At 72.5% G+C, this 18,659-nt stretch carries 19 protein-coding genes; 6 read left to right on the forward strand and 13 right to left on the reverse strand.

Annotated features, from left to right (window positions below):
• Positions 1–9 precede the first annotated feature (9 nt).
• Positions 10–1,143 (forward strand): Mrp/NBP35 family ATP-binding protein, encoded by a 1,134-nt coding sequence (locus tag PINTE_RS05050; protein ID WP_068427106.1) that lies wholly within the window; start codon positions 10–12, stop codon positions 1,141–1,143.
• A gap of 41 nt (positions 1,144–1,184) precedes the next feature.
• Here PINTE_RS05050 and PINTE_RS05055 read toward each other — a convergent pair whose 3' ends face one another.
• Both PINTE_RS05055 and sigE read right to left on the reverse strand, forming a co-directional pair.
• The gene (locus PINTE_RS05055) at positions 1,185–1,649 is read right to left on the reverse strand and encodes a twin-arginine translocase TatA/TatE family subunit (RefSeq protein WP_068427108.1); all 465 of its coding nucleotides are present in this window, start codon (positions 1,647–1,649) and stop codon (positions 1,185–1,187) included.
• Between the two features lie 142 nt (positions 1,650–1,791).
• Entirely contained in the window at positions 1,792–2,505 is a 714-nt protein-coding gene (gene sigE, locus PINTE_RS05060; RefSeq protein ID WP_281178829.1) for an RNA polymerase sigma factor SigE, read from the reverse strand.
• 298 nt (positions 2,506–2,803) lie between these two features.
• On the opposite strand from sigE, the gene PINTE_RS05065 reads away from it, so the two are divergent.
• Entirely contained in the window at positions 2,804–3,436 is a 633-nt protein-coding gene (locus PINTE_RS05065; RefSeq protein WP_068427110.1) for an O-methyltransferase, read from the forward strand.
• Positions 3,437–3,585: 149 nt separating this feature from the next.
• On the opposite strand, the gene PINTE_RS21710 is transcribed toward PINTE_RS05065, so the two are convergent.
• The 5 genes from PINTE_RS21710 to dapE all read right to left on the reverse strand — a co-directional run bounded on the left by PINTE_RS21710 (position 3,586) and on the right by dapE (position 8,104).
• On the reverse strand, positions 3,586–3,762 hold the full coding sequence (locus PINTE_RS21710) for a DUF3117 domain-containing protein (protein WP_084343255.1): 177 nt from the start codon (positions 3,760–3,762) through the stop codon (positions 3,586–3,588).
• Between the two features lie 194 nt (positions 3,763–3,956).
• A complete protein-coding gene (locus PINTE_RS05070; RefSeq protein ID WP_245642811.1) occupies positions 3,957–5,393 on the reverse strand; it encodes a putative hexosyltransferase in 1,437 nt (478 codons plus the stop codon).
• 171 nt (positions 5,394–5,564) lie between these two features.
• Positions 5,565–5,993: a DivIVA domain-containing protein gene (locus tag PINTE_RS05075; protein ID WP_217996502.1), complete on the reverse strand. Its 429-nt coding sequence runs from the start codon at positions 5,991–5,993 to the stop codon at positions 5,565–5,567.
• A gap of 102 nt (positions 5,994–6,095) precedes the next feature.
• On the reverse strand, positions 6,096–6,821 hold the full coding sequence (locus PINTE_RS05080; protein ID WP_245642812.1) for an LOG family protein: 726 nt from the start codon (positions 6,819–6,821) through the stop codon (positions 6,096–6,098).
• A gap of 194 nt (positions 6,822–7,015) precedes the next feature.
• A complete protein-coding gene (gene dapE / locus PINTE_RS05085) occupies positions 7,016–8,104 on the reverse strand; it encodes a succinyl-diaminopimelate desuccinylase (RefSeq protein ID WP_068427116.1) in 1,089 nt (362 codons plus the stop codon).
• 35 nt (positions 8,105–8,139) lie between these two features.
• Between dapE and dapD the strand changes: the two genes are divergently transcribed.
• Complete coding sequence (gene dapD / locus PINTE_RS05090; RefSeq protein WP_068427118.1) at positions 8,140–9,084, forward strand: 2,3,4,5-tetrahydropyridine-2,6-dicarboxylate N-succinyltransferase; 945 nt, start codon at positions 8,140–8,142, stop codon at positions 9,082–9,084.
• A 103-nt stretch (positions 9,085–9,187) separates the two neighbouring features.
• Complete coding sequence (locus tag PINTE_RS05095) at positions 9,188–10,009, forward strand: hypothetical protein (RefSeq protein WP_217996503.1); 822 nt, start codon at positions 9,188–9,190, stop codon at positions 10,007–10,009.
• Positions 10,010–10,079: 70 nt separating this feature from the next.
• On the opposite strand, the gene PINTE_RS05100 is transcribed toward PINTE_RS05095, so the two are convergent.
• The 6 genes from PINTE_RS05100 to PINTE_RS05125 all read right to left on the reverse strand — a co-directional run bounded on the left by PINTE_RS05100 (position 10,080) and on the right by PINTE_RS05125 (position 16,412).
• Positions 10,080–11,366: a citrate synthase gene (locus PINTE_RS05100; RefSeq protein ID WP_068427120.1), complete on the reverse strand. Its 1,287-nt coding sequence runs from the start codon at positions 11,364–11,366 to the stop codon at positions 10,080–10,082.
• Positions 11,367–11,510: 144 nt separating this feature from the next.
• Positions 11,511–12,671 carry a succinyldiaminopimelate transaminase gene (gene dapC / locus PINTE_RS05105; RefSeq protein WP_068427122.1) on the reverse strand — a complete coding sequence of 387 codons (1,161 nt, stop codon included), beginning with the start codon at positions 12,669–12,671 and terminating at the stop codon, positions 11,511–11,513.
• Entirely contained in the window at positions 12,668–12,994 is a 327-nt protein-coding gene (gene fdxA, locus PINTE_RS05110; RefSeq protein WP_068427124.1) for a ferredoxin, read from the reverse strand. Before fdxA ends, dapC begins: the two co-directional genes overlap by 4 nt.
• A 185-nt stretch (positions 12,995–13,179) precedes the next feature.
• Entirely contained in the window at positions 13,180–15,000 is a 1,821-nt protein-coding gene (locus PINTE_RS05115; protein WP_068427129.1) for a VanW family protein, read from the reverse strand.
• Between the two features lie 3 nt (positions 15,001–15,003).
• Positions 15,004–15,501 (reverse strand): flavin reductase family protein, encoded by a 498-nt coding sequence (locus PINTE_RS05120; protein WP_245642813.1) that lies wholly within the window; start codon positions 15,499–15,501, stop codon positions 15,004–15,006.
• The gene (locus tag PINTE_RS05125; RefSeq protein WP_084343256.1) at positions 15,498–16,412 is read right to left on the reverse strand and encodes a PIG-L family deacetylase; all 915 of its coding nucleotides are present in this window, start codon (positions 16,410–16,412) and stop codon (positions 15,498–15,500) included. The genes PINTE_RS05120 and PINTE_RS05125 overlap by 4 nt, the downstream gene beginning before the upstream one ends.
• Positions 16,413–16,580: 168 nt before the next feature.
• Here PINTE_RS05125 and ppk2 point away from each other — a divergent pair, with 168 nt between their 5' ends.
• Together ppk2 and PINTE_RS05135 are read left to right on the forward strand one after the other, a co-directional pair.
• A complete protein-coding gene (gene ppk2 / locus PINTE_RS05130) occupies positions 16,581–17,501 on the forward strand; it encodes a polyphosphate kinase 2 (protein ID WP_068427207.1) in 921 nt (306 codons plus the stop codon).
• 91 nt (positions 17,502–17,592) lie between these two features.
• Positions 17,593–18,510: a Cof-type HAD-IIB family hydrolase gene (locus PINTE_RS05135; RefSeq protein WP_068427131.1), complete on the forward strand. Its 918-nt coding sequence runs from the start codon at positions 17,593–17,595 to the stop codon at positions 18,508–18,510.
• Positions 18,511–18,659 lie beyond the last annotated feature (149 nt).

Here is an 18,659-nt window from a genome sequence, read left to right on the forward strand (position 1 = left end):
GTTGGGCCCATGGCTGCCCCCACACGTGACGCCCTGTTCGAGGCCCTCTCGACGGTGGAAGACCCGGAGATCCACCGCCCGATCACCGACATCGGCATGGTCGGGGATCTGTCGTGCGACGACTCCGGTGCCGTGTCGGTGACCGTGTTGCTCACCGTCTCCGGATGCCCGTTGAAGTCGACGCTGGAGCGCGACACCCGGCAGGCCTTGGCCGGTGTCGAGGGCGTGACCTCGGTGGACGTCAAGCTCGGCGTCATGAGCGACGAGCAGCGCGCGGCGTTGCGCCAGCAGCTGCGCGGCGGACAGGCCGAGCGCGAGGTGCCGTTCGCGCGGCCCGACTCCCTGACCCGGGTGTACGCGGTCGCCTCCGGCAAGGGCGGCGTCGGCAAGTCGTCGGTGACGAGCAACCTCGCCGTCGCCCTCGCCGAGCAGGGCCTGACGGTGGGCGTCGTCGACGCCGACATCTACGGCTTCTCGATCCCACGCATGCTCGGCGTCGACCGGGCCCCGACGCAGGTCGACGACATGATCATGCCGCCGGAGGCGCAGGGCGTGCGGGTCATCTCGGTCGGCATGTTCGTGCCCGGCAACCAGCCGGTCGTCTGGCGCGGCCCGATGCTGCACCGGGCCCTGCAGCAGTTCCTCTCCGACGTCTACTGGGGCGACCTCGACGTGCTCCTGCTCGACCTGCCGCCCGGCACCGGCGACGTCGCGATCTCCGTGGCGCAGCTCATCCCCGGCACCGAGATCATCGTCGTCACCACCCCCCAGCAGGCCGCGGCCGAGGTGGCCGAGCGGGCCGGCGCGATCGCGGTGCAGACCCACCAGCGGGTCGTCGGGGTCATTGAGAACATGTCGTGGCTCGAACTGCCTGACGGCTCCCGGCAGGAGCTTTTCGGCTCCGGTGGCGGTCACCGGGTGGCCGAGTCGCTGACCCGCATCGTCGGGCACGACGTGCCGCTACTCGGTCAGATCCCGCTCGACATGAAGCTGCGCGAGGGCGCCGACAAGGGCGCGCCGGTGGTCTCCTCCGCCGCCGACAGCCCGTCCGGCGTCGCTCTGCGCGGCATCGCCCGCAGCCTCGGTTCGCGCTCCCGCGGGCTGTCCGGCCGCAAGCTCGGGCTCACCCCGACCTCTCGCTGAGTTCCGGCGAGGCCGAGGTCGCCGACGACGGGCGCGCCGCCTCAGGTCGCGTCGTCGTCGAAGGGGACCGGCTGCGCCGGGTCGTGCAGTTGCGCATAGCCCGGCGCGCGCACGGAGCCGCTCCGGGCAGGCGAACTACCTTCTCTCCCAGCGGACCCCGAACTGCCCGAGCCCCCGGAGCCGGTGCCGACGGAATCGGCGGGCTCGGCCTTGGTGTCGGCTGACGTCGTGTCCTGAGGCGAGGCGTTCTCCCACGTCTCGGCGAGGGCGTCGCGCACGATCCGGCGCGGGTCGTACTGGCGGGGGTCGTAGGCGGACCAGTCGACGTCGTCGAACTCCGGGCCCATCTGGTCGCGCAGCTGGGTCTTCGCGCCGTCGGCGAGCTTCTTGAGGTCGCGAATGCCCTGGCGCAGCCGGGCGACGTACTCGGGGAGCCGCTCGGGACCGATGACGAGCAACGCCACGACGACGATGATGACGAGTTCCCAGCCGTTGATGTCGAACACGCCGCCTCCTCCCGCGCACCGGACGTCACGTGGCCGCAAACGGCCCCTCAAGCCTCTCGCAGCCCCCGGTCATCCTGACAGGTGGACGGAACGACCGGAGCGCCGGCCCACCGACGCTCCCGAAAGGCGCCCGCAGTCGACGCTACATCGAGGGAACGACGCGCCCCAGACCGAAGCTCGGGGCCGGGATGCGCACCGGAGGCCGGGTGGCGCGGGAGCGCGCCGACGTCGGGGCGCGGTGCGCGAGGGCCTCGCGCAGCTGGGCGCGGCCGCGGTGGATGCGGGAGCGCACGGTGCCGAGTTTGATGTCGAGCACCTCGGCGATCTCCTCGTACGTCAGGCCCTCGATGTCGCACAGCACGACGGCGGCCCGGAAGTCGGGGGCGAGGGCGTCGAGGGCCCGCTGCACGTCGTCGTCGAAGTGCGTGTCGTCGTAGGTCTGAGCGGGGCCGGCGGAGCGGGAGGGCAGCCGCGCCGCGGCCTCCTCGGACAGCGCGTCGAACCGGATCCGCTGCTTGCGGCGCATGCGGTCGAGAAACAGGTTGGTCGTGATCCGGTGCAGCCAGCCCTCGAAGGTGCCGGGGCGGTAGCTGTCGAGCGAGCGGAAGACGCGGATGAACACGTCGTGCGTGAGGTCTTCGGCGTCGTGCACGTTGCCGGTGAGGCGGTACGCGAGCCGGTAGACCCGGGCGGAGTGCTCCTGCACGATCTCTTCCCAGGTGGGCGGCACCCAGTCCGGCTCCGCGTCGGGCGCGACGGCACCGGCGGCGCTCACATCGGCGGCGCTCGCGGAACGTGCGAGCGGGGCCTCGTCGGTCTCGCGAGGACCGGCGAGGATCGGCTCGGTGGTGGTCACGTCAATCCTTCTCGGTCGAGACCGCCCGGTTGTTACCGGGACGTAGGGGTCATCATGCCGGGCGAGGCTGGAAACCCGCTGTGCGTTTGTGGACAAACACGTAAGTCTTGAGTCGGCAATCCCCCCTGTGGACGATGCGGCGCCGCGACCGCCGACGAGCCGGCCGACGCGCCGCCCGGACGACACGCAGCGCAGGTCGGAGGGCGGGTGCGCGGCGGTCTAGGCTGGGCGGCGCGTCGGGCGTCTGACGCAGACCGACTCCGGCGCCGACGCCGCGACGAGCAGAGAGGACCGCCGCATGAGCGTGCAGAAGCCGGCGAGCTGGAGCTACGCCGAAGACTTCCTCACGGAGCCCGACGAACTCGAGGCCGCGCGCCGCCGCGGTGAGGAGCTGGGCTGCACGCCGGTCAGCGTCGCCGCGGGAGCCGCGCTGCGGCTGCTCGCGGGGGCGTTGCGGGCCCGCACGGTCTGCGAGATCGGCACCGGCGCGGGCGTCTCAGGGCTGTGGCTGCTCGGCGGCATGGCCCCCGAGGGCGTGTTGACGACCATCGACGTCGAGCCGGCCAACCAGCGGGCGGCCCGCACGGCCTTCCGCGCCGCCGGCATCGCCCCGCAACGCACGCGGGTGATCATGGGCAACGCGCTGGCCGTGCTGCCGCGTCTCGCCGACGGCGCGTACGACCTCGTGTTCGTCGACGCCCGCAAGCTGGAGTACCCGCAGTACGTCGAGCAGGGGCTGCGGCTGCTGCGCAGCGGCGGCGTGCTCGCCCTCGACAACATGCTCTGGCACGACCGGGTCGCCGACCCGACCGCGCGGGACGAGACGACGACGGCCCTGCGCGACCTCGGCAAGGCGCTGCGCTCCGACGACCGTGTGCAGCCCACGCTGCTGCCGGTCGGAGACGGGTTGTTCGCGGCCGTCAAACGCTGAGCCGGCCCGCAGCCGCGGGTGCAGACGGCGAAAGCCCCCGCTCCGGCTGCGGTGCGGGGGCCTTGCTGGTGTCGGTCGTGCCGCGTCCTCAGCAGTCGTCAGCGGTGGTCACTGGCCGTCGGTGGGACGAGGCGGTGGCGCGCCGGGCGTCAGCTGGGCACGGCCTCGCAGCCCTGGATCGCCTTGCCGAGGTTCGCGGCCTCTTCGGGGGTCATCTCGACGACCAGGCGGCCGCCGCCCTCGATCGGCATGCGCAGCACGATGCCGCGGCCCTCCTTGGTGACCTCGAGCGGTCCGTCACCGGTGCGAGGCTTCATTGCGGCCATTCGTTTCCCTTCCATCGAGCTGGGGTCTCATCCCTCTGGGCCGTGCGCCGCCCGCGGAAACCGGGAAGACCCCGAGCGGGAGAGGCCCCGCCGCGAACGCACATGCGTTTCCATTATCGCGCGTGCCCGCGCCAGGACGAAATTGGCCCACCGTGTCCAGGCTGTGAAATTCGGTGTCAGCGGTCGTCGGCCGATCACGGCGGGTCGTCGGCGGGCGGGGTGAACTGCCAGATCTCCCAGATCCACCACACCTGGGCGAGCATGCCGATGACGACCCAGATGATCGTCCACCGCACGAGCTTGCTCGTCGTCAGGCGCCGCACCCGACGCAGCGTCGTGTGCCGTCCCGCGGGCTCGTCGCCGTCGTCGGCCCGCCCCTCCTGGTCGGCCAGCGGATCCTGCCCGGGGCGGCCCCACCCGGCTCCGATGAGCACGAGCGTCCACGGGAACAGCGGGATGAGGTAGCGGTAGATGCTCGAGGTCGGGTCCATGAAGGCGAACAGGTAGGCGGGGTAGGCCAGGCACCAGGCCCGCATCTGCGCGCCGAGGGCACGCGCCCACGGCCCCGCGGCGATCGAGAACGCCGCGAGGGCCAGCACGAGCAGCGCCACGGCGGCCCCGGCGGCCGAGCCGGTGACCATCCGCGCGCTGTACCACCACGGCAGGAACGGCTGGATCTCGTCGTAGGCGCGCCACGCCGTCATCGACTCGGTGTAGCCCTGCGGGTTGCCGGTGCCGATCCACACGATGAGTGGCCAGATGCCCGCCGACAGTCCGCACGCGAAGAGCGCCGCGCCCATCGCGACGTACTCCCGGGTGGGCACCGGCTCCTCGTGCCGCCGGCGCCAACGCAGGAACACCGACACGAGCGCGACGATCCCCAGCGGCATCGCGATCGGCCGGCTCAGGCCGGTGAGCACCGCGATGCCTGCGGCGATCCACCATCGTCGTTTCGTCAGCGCCAGCAGCACGCCGCACAGCAGCACCATGGCGATCGACTCGGTGTAGGCCACCTGCAGCATGGAGGCGGTGATCATGCTCGACCAGACGGCGACGCCGGCGAGGGCGACGCGCGGGCCGACCTTGTCGCGCAGCAGGATCGAGATGAGCACGGCCGCGAGCGCGCCGAACAGCAGCGAGATCGTCGACCCGACGAGCGCGAAGCCGCCGCCGGTGATGGCCATGACGGTCCTGGTCATCATCGGGAACATCGGGTAGAACGCCCACGGGTTCTGCCACAGCTTTCCGCTGTCCGGGTCGCGGGGCAGGATCGCCGGATACCCGTCCTCGACGATCTGGCGGTACCAGAAGGCGTCCCACAGCACGGTCATCCGCAGGTAGCCGTGCTCGTTCTCGAACCACACGACGTCGACCTGGTGCAGGCCGACGAGGTAGAGGACGATCCCGGAGAACAGTCGCGCGGCGAAGTAGACGCCGAGCACGGCCGCGAAGAACGTCACCGGCCGCTGGTACCAGCGCCTCCCGTGGCCGTCGCCGGAGCCGGTGGGCTCGCCGGAGGCGCTGGCCTCGGTGGCCACTGGGTCGATGGGATCGCCCGGGTGGGCGGCGGTGGCGCCGCGGGGGCCGTCGCCGGCGGGGGTCGAGTCGCTGGAGTCGATGCGGTCGTTCACGGGCGTCGCGCCCTGCCTCGGTCGAGTCGGTCGCCCCGCTCGCTCCGGTCGGTCCGGTCGGCCTGCTGCCCCACGCTCGGCTCCTTCTGCTCTGTCGGACCCCGGGTTCCCTGTGCGTCCCGAGCTGGTCGTTGCCGCGCTGCCTCACTCCCCATCATCGCTCCGTCCAGCCTACTGATCGTCGTCCGGGGCCTGCTCGCGCCGGAGCCGCTCGTCGTGAGGTCCGTGGTGTCCCGACGGGTCGAGAGTTCCGGACGGGCCGTTGGGTCCGAGTGTTCTGGGCGGCCCGGAAGGTCGGGACAGGGCGCGCAGCCCGGTCGCGCCGTCGGCGCGCAGCATCCGGATCTCGTCGTGGGCGGCGATCAGTTCGGCCTCCAGGCGCTCGAGCACGTCGTCGACCTGGTCCATCCGGTAGCCGCGGACCACGGTGTCGAAGCGCACCCCCTCGATGTCGGCGGGGGTCACGGGGCCGGTGGGCAGACCGCCTCCCATGCTCGTCGTCGCCGGGGCGGCGTGCAGGCTGACCCGCCCGCGGGCGAGGAGCAGCGCGGCCACGAGACCGACGATGAGCGCCAAGGTCACCAAGAGCAGCACGATCACGTGCCGTATGGTGCCATGCCCAGCTGCGGCCCGGCCGCGCGCCCGCCGTCACCGCCGTGTCGAGACCGAGCCGGCGCGCTCCGGCTACTCGAGCTACTCGGGCTACTCAGGGCGGCCGGCAGCGGCGGCCTCCTTCTCGGCGTGCTCGGCGCGGGCCTTGGCGGACTCCTGGATGATCGCCACGGCCTCGGTCACGTCGTCGGTGAGGTGCAGCAGGTCGACGTCGTGTTCGGAGATCGTGCCGCGCGCTTGCACCGGTCCGCGCAGCCAGGCGAGCAGCCCCTCCCAGTAGTCCTTGCCCATGAGCACGATCGGGAAGCGGGTGACCTTGCGGGTCTGCACGAGCGTCATCGCCTCGAACAGCTCGTCGAGGGTGCCGAATCCGCCGGGCAGCACGACGAAGCCTTCGGCGTACTTGACGAACATCGTCTTGCGGATGAAGAAGTAGCGGAAGTTGATGCCGATGTGCACGTACTCGTTGAGGCCCTGCTCGAACGGCAGCTCGATGCCGAGACCGACCGAGGTGCCGCCGGCCTCGTTGGCGCCCTTGTTCGCGGCCTCCATCGACCCCGGGCCGCCGCCGGTGATGACCGCGTAGCCGGCGTCGACGAGCGCGTGACCGACCTGCACCCCGAGCTCGTAGTCGGGGTCGTCGGGCCGGCTGCGCGCCGACCCGAACACCGAGACCGCGGGCCCGAGTTCGGCGAGCGTGCCGAAGCCCTCGACGAACTCGGCCTGGATGCGCATGACCCGCCAGGGGTCGGTGTGCAACCAGTCGGCCCGCCCGGGGCTGTCGAGCAGCCGCTGATCGGTGGTGGTCGCGGGCACGTGGCGGCCGCGGAGGGTGACCGGGCCCGCGCTGATAGCCAGAGTTCCTCATCTGGTCACCGTAACCCGCAGGGCCGACACGCCCCGGGCGGCGCCGGGCGAACGCCGGTCGTCGCCCGGGCGAGCAGCGCGCGAACACGCGCCTCGCCGTGTCGAACGGCCCGACGGCACAACTGCGCCCGCCCCGGAGCCGGTCAGGCCAGCCAGCGCAACAGCGCGGCCTCCGCGTCGCGCAGCTGGGCGACCGGCACGTGCTCGTCGTCCTTGTGCGCCAGCAACGGGTCGCCGGGACCGAAGTTCACGGCCGGCACGCCGAGGTCGGCGAAGCGGGCGACGTCGGTCCAGCCCTCCTTGGCGGTCACGGGCACCCCGAGGTCGGCGACGAACGACCGGGCCGCCGGCAGGTGCAGGCCGGGGCGGGCGCCGCCGGCGAGGTCGGTGACCGTGACCTCGTAGCCGTGGCACACCTGGCGCACGTGCTCGACGGCCTCCTCCCCGGCGAGATCCGGGGCGAACCGGTAGTTGATCGTCACGACGCACCGGTCGGGGATGACGTTGCCGGCGGTGCCACCGCGGATCCCGACGGCCGACAGCCCCTCGTGGTAGGTGAGGCCGTCGACGTCGACGACCCGCGCCTCGTAGTCGCGCAGGCGGGTGAGCAGGTCGGCGGCCTTGTGCACGGCGTTGTCCCCGACCCAGGGTCGCCCGGAGTGCGCGGCCTTGCCGGGCACGACGACCTCGACGCGGAGGGTGCCCTTGCAGCCGCCCTCGACCTGGGCGTTGGTCGGTTCGAGGAGCACCGCGAAGTCCGCCCGCAGCAGCTCGGCGTGGCTGGCCGCCAGGTGCCGCAACCCGTTGCGGGTGGCCTCGACCTCCTCGTTGTCGTAGAAGACGTAGGTGACGTCGCGGCGCGGCGTCGTCAGCTCCCCCGCCAGGCGCAGCTGCACGGCCACCCCGCCCTTCATGTCGACGGTGCCGCGGCCCCACAGCTGCCGGTCGGCACCGGCTCCCTCGAACCGGGTCGGCAGGTTCGGCGGCTGTGTCAGCGGCACGGTGTCGAGGTGGCCGGCGAGGATGACCCGCTCGGGCCGGCCGAGGTCGGTGCGGGCGACGACGACGTTGCCGACGCGCTCGACGCTCAGGTGCGCGCACCCCCGCAGCGCCCGCTCGACCGCGTCGGCCAACTGGGCCTCGTCGCCGCTGACGGAGGGGATGTCGCAGACGGCGGCGGTCAGCTCGACGACATCACGGGACAGATCGATTTCGCGGTTCGAGTCGGGCACAGCCCAACCGTAGTGCGCCGCATAGGGTGGCCCCTATGACGACGCCGACGACGCGATCCGCCTGGGGATGGGGACTGGCCACCGTGACCGAGGACGGGCAGGTGCTCGACACCTGGTACCCGCGGCCCGAGCTCGGCGAGGCGCCCGCCGAGGACCCGTACTCCCAGCCCGTCGAGCTCGCCAGCCTCGAGGGCACCGACCCGCGCCGGGGCGTGCGCACCGTGCTGGAGCTGACCTCGATCGACCTCGACGCCGCCCCCGCCGACACCCGCGACGCCTACCTGCGGCTGCACCTGCTGAGCCACCGTCTCGTGCAGCCCAACGAGATCAACCTCGACGGCGTGTTCGCGGCCCTGCCCAACGTCGTGTGGACCAGCGAAGGGCCCTGTTCGCCTCAGGATTTCGAGACGACGCGGGCGCGGCTGCGCGCATCGGGGGCCGTGCAGGTCTTCGGCGTCGACAAGTTTCCCCGCATGACCGACTACGTCGTGCCCTCCGGCGTGCGCATCGGCGACGCCGACCGGGTGCGCCTCGGCGCGCACCTCGCCTCGGGCACGACCGTCATGCACGAGGGGTTCGTCAACTTCAACGCCGGCACGCTCGGCACGTCGATGGTCGAGGGCCGCATCTCCCAGGGGGTCGTCGTCGACGACGGCTCCGACGTCGGCGGCGGGGCCTCGACGATGGGCACCCTCTCCGGTGGCGGAACCCAGCGGGTGCGCATCGGCAAGCGCTGCCTGCTCGGCGCGGAGTCGGGCCTGGGCATCGCCCTCGGTGACGACTGCGTCGTCGAAGCCGGCTTGTACCTGACGGCCGGCACAAAGGTCACGCTGCAGGACGGCCGGGTCGTCAAGGCCCGCGAGCTGTCCGGCAGCGACGGGCTGCTGTTCCTGCGCGACTCGGTCTCCGGGCAGGTGCAGGCCCGGTCGCGCACCGGTCAGGGGATCACCCTGAACTCGGAGCTGCATGCCCACAACTGATCCACACCGTCGGCGTCCCAGCGGGCGCCGACGAACCCGACCGACATCGAGCCGGCGCCGGACGCGGCGCAACCCGTGGCTCGGCTGCCTGTCCGCGGTCCTCGTGGCGCTGGCGCTCGTCGTCGGCGGCGCCCTGCTCGCCCGGCTCGCCCCCGTGGTGCTCCCCGAGCGCTGCGCGATCACCGGAGACGGGGCCGCCTCCGTGCGCCTCACCCCCGAGCAGGCGGCGAACGCTGCGACGATCGCCGCCGTCTCCGTCGAGCGCGGGCTGCCGACGCGGGCGGCGGTCATCGGGATCGCCACGGCGATGCAGGAGTCGAAGCTGCGCAACCTCGACCACGGCGACCGCGACTCGCTCGGGCTGTTCCAGCAGCGGCCGTCGCAGGGCTGGGGCACGCAGGCGCAGGTGCAGGACCCGCACTACGCCTCCGAGCGGTTCTACGACCACCTCGTCAAGGTGAGCGACTGGCGGCAGCGGCCGCTGACGGACGTGGCGCAGGACGTGCAGCGCAGCGGCTTCCCGCGCGCCTACGCCAAGCACGAGCCCGACGCCACGCTGCTCGCGCAGGCCTTCGCCGGAGACCGTGCCGGCGCCGTGACCTGCAGCTACGACCCGCCGGAGGCCCCGGGGTCGACGGCCGCGCGGGACGCCGCCGCCCAGGACGTCGCCGACTCGCTGCGCGCCGAGTTCGGGGTGGCGCCCACCGTCTCGCAGGGTCGGATCGTCGTGCGCACGCGAAGTGAGCGGGGCGCGCGCTCGGTCGCCGCCTGGGCGGTCGGGCACGCGCACGCGCACCCGACGGCCACGGTCTCCGTCGGGGGGCGGTCGTGGACCCGTGGCCGCGGCGACGAGGCGAGCAGCTGGCGCGCCGACGGCGCCTCCGGCTCCGGCGCCCGCACCGTCGTGCTCGGCGTGCAGCCCTGAGGCGGGTGCGCCGACGGCGCCGGCCGGGGGCACTCCCCCGACCGGCGCCGTCGATCTCGCCCGCCGCGCGTCAGCGCTGGTCGATGTCGACGAAGGCGCGCTCGGTCTCGCCGATGTAGATCTGGCGCGGACGGCCGATCTTGGCGTTCGGGTCGGCGTTCTGCTCACGCCAGTGGGCGATCCAGCCGGGCAGGCGGCCGAGGGCGAACAGCACGGTGAACATGTTCGTCGGGAAGCCGATCGCCTGGTAGAGCAGGCCGGTGTAGAAGTCGACGTTCGGGTAGAGGCGGCGCTCCTTGAAGTAGTCGTCGGAGAGCGCGATCTCCTCCAGGCGCAGCGCGATGTCGAGCAGTTGGTCGTGGTGCTCGCTCTCGGACAGGATCTCGTCGGCGTGCTTCTTGACGATCGCCGCGCGGGGGTCGTAGTTCTTGTAGACCCGGTGGCCGAAGCCCATGAGCCGGGCACCGGCCTCCCGGTTCTTCACCCGCTCGACGTACTTGTCGACGTCGCCACCCTCGTCCTGGATGCGGTGCAGCATCTCGAGCACCTGCTGGTTGGCGCCGCCGTGGCGCGGGCCGGAGAGCGCGTTGACGCCGGAGGCCACCGACGCGTAGATGTCGGCCTGGCTGGAGCCGACGAGGCGCACCGTGGAGGTCGAGCAGTTCTGCTCGTGGTCGGCGTGCAGGATGAACAGCGTGTCGAGGGCGCGCACGACCTTGGGGTCGGGCTCGTACATCTCGGTGGGCAGGCCGAACGAGAGCCGCATGAAGTTCTCGATGTAGCTCAGCTCGTTCTTCGGGTACAGCAGCGGCTGGCCCATGGAGTTCTTGTAGCCGTAGGCCGCGAACGTCGGGCACTTGCCGAGCAGGTTGATCGTCGCCGTCTCGATCTGCTTCTCGTCGCTCACGGAGGTGGAGTCGGAGTTGAACGTCGAGACCGCCATGATGCCCGCGGCGAGCACGGGCATCGGGTGGGAGCGGCGCGGGAAGCAGCGGAACAGGTCGCGCATGCGCTCGTCGAGCAGGGAGGCTCGCTTGATGCGCTCCTCGAAGTTCTCCAGCTGCTCGCGGGTCGGCAGCTCGCCGTAGAGCACGAGGTAGGCGACCTCCATGTAGGTCGACTTCTCCGCGAGCTGCTCGATGGGGTAGCCGCGGTAGCGCAGCACACCCGCATCGCCGTCGATGTAGGTGATCGCGGACTTGCACGGGGCGGTGTTCGCAAAGCCGATGTCGAACGTGGTCGCGCCGGTGTCCTTCAGGAGCGAGGAGACGTCGACGCCGTCGTTGCCTTCGGTCGATTCGACGATGGGCAGGGTGTACTGCTGGTCGCCAATGGCCAGCTGTGCTTCGGTCGCCATCGAGGTCGACTCCTTTCGTGGAGGTATGGGACTGCGGGCAGAGTGGCGGTGCGCCGGTTTCGGGCCGCAGGTCCCCTGCACGGTATCCCAACCGGAGCGTGACTCAACACGCGGAAAATAGGGCAAAGACGGCGAAGCAGACGCTCAGATCGAGGTGAGTCGCTGAGCGGCCGCGTCGATGCGGTCGTCGGGGGCGGTCAGTGCGATGCGCACGTGGTTGCGACCACCCGGTCCGTAGAAGGTTCCAGGCGCCACGAGGATACCGGCGCGGGACAGCTCCTCCACGTCGGACCAGGCGTCGGTTCCGCGGGTGGCCCACAGGTACAGCCCGGCGTCGGAGTGGTCGACGGTCCATCCCGCGGCCCGCACGGCGGGCACGAGCACGTCGCGGCGGCGCCGGTAGCGCTCCTTCTGGGCGTCGACGGAGGCGTCGTCGTCGAGGGCGGCGATCATCGCCTGCTGCACGGGGCGGGGCATGATCATCCCGGCGTGCTTACGCACCTCCAGGAGCCCGGCGATCAGCGAGGCGTCGCCGGCGACGAAGGCGGCCCGGTAGCCGGCGAGGTTGCTCTGCTTCGACAGCGAGTAGACGCACAGCAGGCCGCTGTGGTCGCCGTCGCAGACGCGCGGGTCGAGCACGCTCGGGGTGCCGGATTCGCCCGCGCCGCGGTCGGCCTCCGGGCGCCAGTCGAGTTGGGCGTAGCACTCGTCGGAGGCGACGATCATGCCGTTGCTGCGCGCCCAGGCGACGACCTTGCGCAGGTGGTCGACCCCGAGCACGCGCCCGGTCGGGTTGCAGGGGCTGTTGATCCACAGGAGTTTCGGCGTCGTCGCCGGGGTCGGCGGACCGAACTGGGCCAGGCCCTCGACCTCCTGCGGTGTGGCGCCGGCGAGCCGGGCGCCGACGACATAGGTCGGGTAGGCGACGGCGGGCAGGCCGACGATGTCGCCCGGACCGAGGCCGAGCAGCGTCGGCAGCCAGGCGACGAGTTCCTTGCTGCCGATCGTCGGCAGCACGGCATCGGGATCGAGCCCCGGCACCGCGCGGCGCCGGGCGAACCAGCGGGAGACCGCCTCCCGCAGCTGGGGGGTGCCCCAGGTCTGCGGGTAGCCGGGTGAGTCGGAGGCGGCGGCCAGCGCGTCGCGCACCACGTCGGGAGTCGGGTCGACTGGGGTTCCGACCGACAGGTCGACGATGCCGTCGTGGTGCGCGGCCGCAGTGGCCTTGTGCGGGGCCAGCAGGTCCCAGGGAAAGTCGGGCAGCGCGAGACGCGCCGCGCCGCTACCGGCGGTGCCGGTGTTCACTCGTCGTGTTCCTGCGGGGGCAGGGCGGCGATCAGCGGGTGGTCCTTGTTGATGAGACCGAGCTTGGCGGCGCCGCCGGGGCTTCCGAGGTCGTCGAAGAACTCGACGTTGGCCTTGTAGTAGTCGGCCCACTCCTCCGGCACGTCGTCCTCGTAGTAGATCGCCTCGACCGGGCAGACCGGCTCGCAGGCGCCACAGTCGACGCACTCGTCGGGGTGGATGTACAGCGACCGCTCACCCTCGTAGATGCAGTCGACCGGACACTCCTCGATACACGCCTTGTCCTTGAGATCGACGCAGGGCTGTGCGATGACGTAGGTCATGTGGGAGGTCCTCCTCCAAGGACGAGCAGGTGGGAGGTCCCCAGTATGCCTCTTCGCCGAGCCCGCCGACACCACGGGGGTGCTCGCCATGCCCAACCCTCGGCCCCTCCCCTCGGCCCGGTCCCTTCAGCGTCCGTCTCTTCGGCCGACGGCTGCCCTCTCGGTCGGAGGCTCCGGCTACAGCCCTAGCCTTCGGCCGACAGGGCAGCCGTCGGCGAGGTGGGGGTGGGGGCCGGGGTGGGTGCCGGGCTGGTCGGCGGGGTGGGGGTGGGAGCCGGGCCAGTCGCGGCGGGGGCGCAGACCGGCGGGCGCCAGGGGCGGTAGGTGACCGACTCGCGCAGGGACGGCATGACCGTGCGACCGCGAACCGCCTCCCGGCGGGCTTCGACGGTGAATCCGTTGGCGGACATGGGTTTCTCGGTGCATCCGGCGTCGCCTGCGGGCGGCGTGCTCGGGGCGGGGCGCGCGTCGGCCGGCGGGGTGATCGTGCTGCGGACGGCGGTGTCGCGGCGTCCCCACACGCTGACGACGAGGCGCCCGGAGTCGACCTGGGCGTGCACGAGCACGGCGCCCGGCCCGGGGTTGGTCAGGGTGACGTCGGCGCCGGGCCAGCGGTAGACGGCGTCGAGGCCGCGCGGGTAGGCGGGCAGGTGCACGGCGTGCGCGCGGCGCGCCCCGAGGTCCAGGCCGGCGTGCCAGCCGGCGGCGTACAGGGCGGTGGCGAGTTGCGAGAGCCCACCGCCGGGCACGCGTTCGACGCCGGGGGCCGGTTGCGCGGCGCCGGGGTCGGCGGGCGGTTCCGGGGCGACCGGCAGCCCGGCGTGGTCGCCGATGACCCGCGAGAGGGAGACCGATTCCCGCGCCCGCAGCACGCGCCCGCCGTCGCCGGAGAGGGCGGCCGCGCCGGCGGCGACGTTGGCGCGCTGGGCCGGCTCCTCCCCCAGGCCGGCGACGACGTCGGGCACGGCGACCTGGGCGAGACGGTGGGTGACGCCCCACGCGCGGGCCTGCTCGGTGTCGACACTCGCGGGCACGAGCCGGGTGACGACGCCGGCTCGGCGTGTCGCGGGCGACCCGCCGCTCGGGGTCAACGCGGCGGCCACGCGTTCGGCGGTCACGGCCTCGTCGAGCGCCCGGGCGGGCACGGCGGGCACGACCGTCGGGCGGCCGGAGGTCAACCGGACGGTGGCGTCGACGGCGCCGCTCTCCAGGCCGCCGATCCGCGCGCGCAGCAGCCGGCCGAGCACCCCGCCGTCGGCGCGCAACACGAGCCGGCCGGAGTCCGGATCCATCCGCAGCGCCGGCGCGACGTCGGCGACCGGCAGGGTCGTCTCCGCTCCGGAATGGACGACGACCAGCGGTGCGGCGAGGGCGGATCGGGCGATGTCGAGACCTTCTTCGTAGGCCGGCGTCGAGACCTCCGGGGCCGTCCGCGTGATGACCGCCTCGACCCGGCTGCTGCCCGGCCAGGTCTCCTGCAGTGCGGAGACGGTGCCGGGCACGTCGAGCTGCAGCCCCTCCTGCGGCGGCACCGCCTGCACGGCACCGGAGCCCAGCTCGATCCGCGCCTGCGTGACGGGGCGGTCGACGCGGGCGGCGTAGTCGGCGAGCCGTGGGGCGGCGACGGACTCGTCGATCGTGCCGCGCGGGGGCACCGGGCCGCCTCCGGTCAGACCGAACCACACGTGCCGCGGGTCGAGCGAGAACCCGGTGACGCCGTCGAGCGTGCCGTCGAGATCGAGCGACAGGCCGAGCTGGGCGGGGGTCGCCTCGACGGCCGTGCCCGCGAGGTCGAGCGTGACCGGCTCCCGTTGCAGGTCACCGAGTTTGGCCCGGAGGCGGGCCCGGGCGTCGGAGGGGGTCATGCCGCCGATGTGCACTCCGGCGACGCTGGTCTGCGCGGGCACCTGCCGGCCGACGAGCCAGGCGACGCCGGTGTAGAGCAGGGCGAACAGCACCAGCGGCGCGAAGAAGGCCACGGCACCGCGAAACTCACCGGGGCGCACGGCTCACTCCACGCTGCGGTAGGTCCCGCGGTAATAGAGCAGCGCGGGCTCGGTGTGATCGCGCAGGCCGGCGTCGAGCACGTCGGCGATGACGACCTGGTGGTCGCCGGCGGGCACGACCTGTCGGGTGCGGCACTCCAGGGTGGCGAGCGCATCGTCCAGGAGCGCGACCCCCGTCACGGGGCCGCGGTGAAAGGCCACCCGATCGAGCTGGCCGTGCAGCGGGCGCCCTCGCGTGGCGAGCCAGGCCGCCGCCGGGCGGGCTTGGCGCGCAAGCACACTGACTCCCCAGACGCCGGATTCGAGCACGGCGTCGGCGAACCGGGAGTCGTTCTCCACGCAGGCGAGCACGAGCGGCGGGTCGAGCGACACCGACGTCAGCGAATTCGCGGTCATCGCCTGGTCGTGGCGCCCGACAACGGTCGTGAGCACGACGACGCCCGTGGCGAATCGGCCCATCGCCTGCCGAAACATGTCGGCGGTGGGAGGCGGCTCGGTCACGGGGTCTCCGTCCGCTGCTGCGGGCTCGCCGGCAGTCCCTCGACGACGTGCGGCTCCTGCCTCGGCAGCAGCGCGCCGGTCTGCGGATCGAGGCGCGCGAAGTGGTCGGCGCGCGCGAGCCTCGCGGCGATCTCGTTGGACAGGGCGTAGTGACCGTCGTACACGCTGACCTGCGTCTCGTGCTGGCGCAGCGCGGCGTCCCGCAGCGCCTGGCATTCGAGGTCGCCGGCGAGCCGGTGGGTGATGACGTCGGGGTCGACGACCGACGGCGGGTACGGGTCGTCGTCGGTCAGCAGCGTCAGGCCGCTCTCCGGCGGCACGTGCTCGCGCAGCCAGACGCGGTTGGCGGCGGCCTCGTCGGCGGGCACGAGCACGACGTACAGCGCGGGCGCTGGGTCGAGCGCGGCGACCGCGGCGCACGTCCGGCGGTGGGTCGTCACGTGATCGGGGTGCAGGTAACCGCCGTGCTCGTCGTAGGTGACGACGACGTCGGGCCGCAGCAGCCGGATGTGCTCGCGGATCGCGGCGACCCCGGCCCCCTCGTCCGCGGCGAGCCAGGAGCGGGGGTCGGCGTTCGCCGGGGTTTCCGCCATACCGGAGTCGCGGTATGCACTGCCGCGCCGCGTCTGCGGATCCTCTCCGAGCACGTGCTCGTGCACCCCGAGCCGCGACATCGCCGCCCGCAGCTCGCCGCGCCGGTACGGGCCGAGCGCGTCGTCGGCGTCGGCGGCCAGGTGCCGCAGCCGGGGCGGGATGACCTCGCCCTCCTCCCCGAGCGTGCAGGTCAGCACGTGCACCTCGTGCCCCGCGCGCGACAGGACGGCCAGGGCGATTCCGGTGGCCAGCGTCTCGTCGTCGGGGTGGGCGTGCGCGAACAGGTAGCGCAGCGCGCGCGGCGGGTCCTCGTTCATCGACACCCAACGTACCGGGGAGTCGGAGTGTCGGCTCTTCACGGCGCTCCGGGCCGCGACCGTTCACCGACGGGTCGACCGGTGGCCGCGAACACGGCGGCGAGCAGGTGACATCCTGGAGTCGGACAGATCACACCGGCTGCGCGCCGAGCACGAAACGGAGTGACGATGACGACGGACCTCAGCGGGGGAGCAATCCTCGAGAACATGCGCGAGTACATCGACAAGCTGCGCTCCGAGGGGTACACGGTCAGTCACGACGACCACGGGTCGGACCCCGACCTCATCGACCCGGGCGGCGCAGCGGTCGACACGTGGCGGGAGAGCTACCCGTACGACGAGCGGATGGGCCGCGAGCAGTACGAGGTCGAGAAGTACCAGCTGCAAGTGGAGTTGTTGAAGTTCCAGTACTGGAGCCAGGACACGGGCGCCAAGCACCTGCTGCTGTTCGAGGGCCGCGACGCGGCCGGCAAGGGCGGCACGATCAAGCGCTTCACCGAGCACCTCAACCCGCGGGCCGCGCGCGTCGTGGCGCTGACCAAGCCCACCGAGAAGGAACTCGGGCAGTGGTACTTCCAGCGCTACATCGAGCACCTGCCGACGGCCGGCGAGATGGTGATGTTCGACCGCTCCTGGTACAACCGGGCCGGCGTCGAGCGGGTCATGGGTTTCTGCACGCCGGAGCAGTACAGCCAGTTCATGCACCAGGCGCCGCTCATCGAGAACGCGCTCATCGACGCGGGGATCTCGCTGACCAAGCTGTGGTTCTCGGTGACCCGGCACGAGCAGCGCACCCGCTTCGCGATCCGCCAGATCGACCCGGTGCGGCAGTGGAAGCTCTCCCCGATGGACCTCGAATCCCTCGACCGCTGGGAGGATTACACCGCGGCGAAGGAAGAGATGTTCCGGCGCACCGATACCGACATCGCGCCGTGGACGACGATCAAGAGCAACGACAAGAAGCGCGCCCGCGTCAACGCGATGCGCTTCTTCCTCAACCAGTTCGACTACGACGGTAAGGACCCCGAGGTCGTCTACCCCGCCGACCCGGCCATCGTGCGGCGCGGCCTGACCGCCGTCGACGACTGACCATCGCGGCGGCGCCCAGATCGCCGGAGACCGACTGAGACCGCCCGGGGCGTTTCCCGGGCGGTCTCGCGTGACTGAAACACTGGGATTCGTGACGACTCGACCCACGCTGATCGCCGTCGACATCGACGGGACGCTGCTGTCCTCGGCGGGAACCGTGCTCCCGGGCACGCGCGCCGAGTTCGCCCGGGCCCGGCAGGCGGGGGCGACGATCGCGCTGGCCTCGGGGCGGCCCGTCTCCGGGCTGCGGCGGTTGGTGGACCGGGTGGCGCTGGACTCGCGCGGCATGGCGTTCGTCGGGGTCAACGGCGCGATGATCGTCGACGCCGACACCGGGCAGACGATGGCCGAACACCACCTCGACCCTCAGCTCGTGCGGCGCATCGCGGAACTCGGCGCCGAGCATGGCGTGGTGCTCATGCTGTGCGCGGGCGACGACCTCATCGTCGACGAGCCGCAGAGTCAGCAGGTGCAGTTCGAGGCGGAAGGAAACGCCGCACGGTTGTGTGCGGTGCCCTCGCTGCGGGACCTGCCCGACTCCGACCTGGTCGTCAACAAGGTGCTGATGACCGCCGACCCCACTGTGCTGCGGCCGTTCGGCGAGCGGTTCGCGGCGGAGTTCGACGGGCAGGTCGAGCACTCGTTCTCGGCGCAGTTCTACTTCGAGGCCACCCCGGCGGGCGTCGACAAGGGCTCGGCGCTCACGGAGATCGCCCGGTCGCGCGGGCTGTCCCTGGCCGACAGCGTGGCCTTCGGCGACAACTACAACGACCTGCCGATGGTGCGCGCCGCCGGCCTGGGGGTGGCCATGGGCAACGCCACCGCCGGGGTGCGCGCGGCCGCCGACCGCGTCACCGCGACCAACGACGACGAGGGCATCGCCGCCGTGCTCGCCGACCTCTTCGGAGACGGTGAGCCGGCTCCCCCCGTGCCGGAGCCCGAGCAGCAGCACATGTACCCCGTTGACCTGCGTACCCTCGGGGGCCTCTCCCATCCCGACGACCTCTGAGGCGCCCCCACTCCCCCTCCCACCCCGGCCGCTGGCCCCGGCTCGTGCAGCGGGTGCGCCGAGACACGACGGGATTCGTGTTCGTCGGCAGCAACGGCTCGGCGGCCCCCGCCTTCGGTCCGTCGGCCGGCGAGACATGGCGCGCCCTC

Origin of the sequence: Piscicoccus intestinalis NBRC 104926, assembly GCF_001515525.1 — a bacterium.
In the GTDB taxonomy this organism is placed as follows: domain Bacteria; phylum Actinomycetota; class Actinomycetes; order Actinomycetales; family Dermatophilaceae; genus Kineosphaera; species Kineosphaera intestinalis.

Bases quoted from the DNA above. Each gene is read 5' to 3' on its own strand.
- PINTE_RS05050 (WP_068427106.1), top strand. From the start codon at position 10: ATGGCTGCCCCCACACGTGACGCCCTGTTCGAGGCCCTCTCGACGGTG.
- PINTE_RS05065 (WP_068427110.1), top strand. From the start codon at position 2,804: ATGAGCGTGCAGAAGCCGGCGAGCTGGAGCTACGCCGAAGACTTCCTC.
- PINTE_RS21710 (WP_084343255.1), bottom strand. From the start codon at position 3,762: ATGGCCGCAATGAAGCCTCGCACCGGTGACGGACCGCTCGAGGTCACC.
- dapD (WP_068427118.1), top strand. From the start codon at position 8,140: ATGACGACGCCGACGACGCGATCCGCCTGGGGATGGGGACTGGCCACC.
- PINTE_RS05100 (WP_068427120.1), bottom strand. From the start codon at position 11,366: ATGGCGACCGAAGCACAGCTGGCCATTGGCGACCAGCAGTACACCCTG.
- fdxA (WP_068427124.1), bottom strand. From the start codon at position 12,994: ATGACCTACGTCATCGCACAGCCCTGCGTCGATCTCAAGGACAAGGCG.
- PINTE_RS05125 (WP_084343256.1), bottom strand. From the start codon at position 16,412: ATGAACGAGGACCCGCCGCGCGCGCTGCGCTACCTGTTCGCGCACGCC.
- ppk2 (WP_068427207.1), top strand. From the start codon at position 16,581: ATGACGACGGACCTCAGCGGGGGAGCAATCCTCGAGAACATGCGCGAG.